The following is a 1,741-nucleotide window of genomic DNA, read 5'->3' as shown; positions in this document are numbered from 1 at the left end:
ACCACCGTACGTGCGGTTCCGCATACGGCGGTTCCTATTTTGGATACCATTCGAGATACGTCTCCATTAAAGTAGCATACCCTGCGGAGCGTAGTTTATTGTTATCTATCGCCCTTTTTAGAATAGGGCTGTCAGCTATTCGCCAATAGCCCTTGCAAGTATTACCCCATTCGTATGCTTTGTATTTATTAATACCACATCTTATGAGGTTTGCCACTTTTGTCTTGACTTTCTTCCAAGCTTTCCATATACACATGAGTATTCGTATAATTCATGTTAATTTTGATGTTAATTGAAATATATCGCGGTTCATAATGTTGTCAATACCAGAATATTCATCGTATAGTGTTTCAACCCACTTCTCATTCATATATTGCACTATTTCTTGATAATCCTTATCATTGGGATTTACGATTCTGAACATCTGACGAATACATTCATTGCCATCTAATTCTTGATAAATATACATAATTTTACTATTAGTAAATAGAATGAAATAAGCGGATAGCTCATCTTCGTGAATTGCCGCAATCTTATTATCATTTAAATCACTAACAATATTCCATTTTTGCTTATTAAAATTATCACTTGGTGATTTAACAAAATAAAAACTTGACGAATCGAAATATAGACATTTCTTTTGCATCATTATAATGATAGCCAATCCATACTGATTGTTGGAATACGGATAAGCTATTTCTTTATAGAATATAGACTTAATTTGTTCCATATTAAGCTTGTTTATGGTGGGTCTTATGGTATCCATAAGACCCACGTTTGTTTAACGACCACCTATCGGCATTCCTTTTTGAGTAACTACATCATAAACGGTTTCTGATACTTTCCTTCCAGAAATATAACCGAAAAAGCCACCTATTAATGCTCCAGCTGGTGCACCAACAACTTCACCGACTCCACCAACAGCGAATCCAATAGATGTACCTGCCATACAACCCAATTTGGCTCCAGCCCAAGCACCTGCCCATCCACCAGCTACAGATGTTACAGTTCGTGCATTGTAGCGTGAAGAGTATATTTCATAGGCATCAGCAGCTACTGCAGCAAATGTCAATACCCTGCCAGCTATTTTAATGCCATTAAGACCTTTTATTAGATTCTTTGGTCCAAAAATTTGCACTACGGTGCCATTATTTGCAACATGATCCGAAATGGCATAGGAATTTCCCAACTTATATACAGAAGCCCCTTTAGCATCCATCCATTTTCCAAGCTTTTTATATTTAAGGGCATCTACTTTTGCTTTCAATTCCGGAGATTGACGCAACTGCGAAGATGTATAACCCAATTCTGCTTTTGCTTCTAAATAAAACTCTCTCATTTGGCTATTTTTGACTTCTACAGCATGTGATACATCAATACCTTCAACAGCTAATGTCACACCACTACCAGTGCGACCAGTGCCTGAAGCATTTGCTATTGTAGAAAACCAATTATAGGAAGATAACTTACCATATTTAGTTGCATTGAAACCATTACGGAGTATTTTACCAGGATGCTGAGTATTATGATACAATGTTGGCGCATTATCTCCCTCTTCTCCATTTGGATCAATAAAGCGTATCGGATTGTTAAAAGTCTGACAATAACTTGTTATCCATGGATACTTCTCCTGCATTGGATCAGTTGACATCCACAGGCTAAGATGTGGGTCATAGTATCTCGCTCCATAGTAATACAATCCCGTCTCCTCATCGAATTCCTTCGCATTGAAAAGATAAGG

Annotated in this window: 2 protein-coding genes and 1 pseudogene; all 3 read right to left on the bottom strand. The window is 37.3% G+C overall.

From position 1 onward, the window contains the following. Positions 1-34: 34 nt before the first annotated feature. A pseudogene (locus QVP90_RS19825) lies at positions 35-265 on the bottom strand (group II intron reverse transcriptase/maturase); the annotation flags it as partial. A 6-nt stretch (positions 266-271) separates the two neighbouring features. Next, complete coding sequence (locus tag QVP90_RS01660) at positions 272-730, bottom strand: hypothetical protein (RefSeq protein WP_118768835.1); 459 nt, start codon at positions 728-730, stop codon at positions 272-274. Positions 731-781: 51 nt separating this feature from the next. Beyond that, a partial coding sequence (locus QVP90_RS01655) for an RHS repeat-associated core domain-containing protein (RefSeq protein WP_288203734.1) occupies positions 782-1,741 on the bottom strand: 960 nt, incomplete at its 5' end.

The sequence above is a fragment of the Bacteroides sp. CAG:189 genome (assembly GCF_000432295.1).
Classification (GTDB): domain Bacteria; phylum Bacteroidota; class Bacteroidia; order Bacteroidales; family Bacteroidaceae; genus Bacteroides; species Bacteroides salyersiae.
This window is presented reverse-complemented; position numbering and strand designations above follow the sequence as displayed.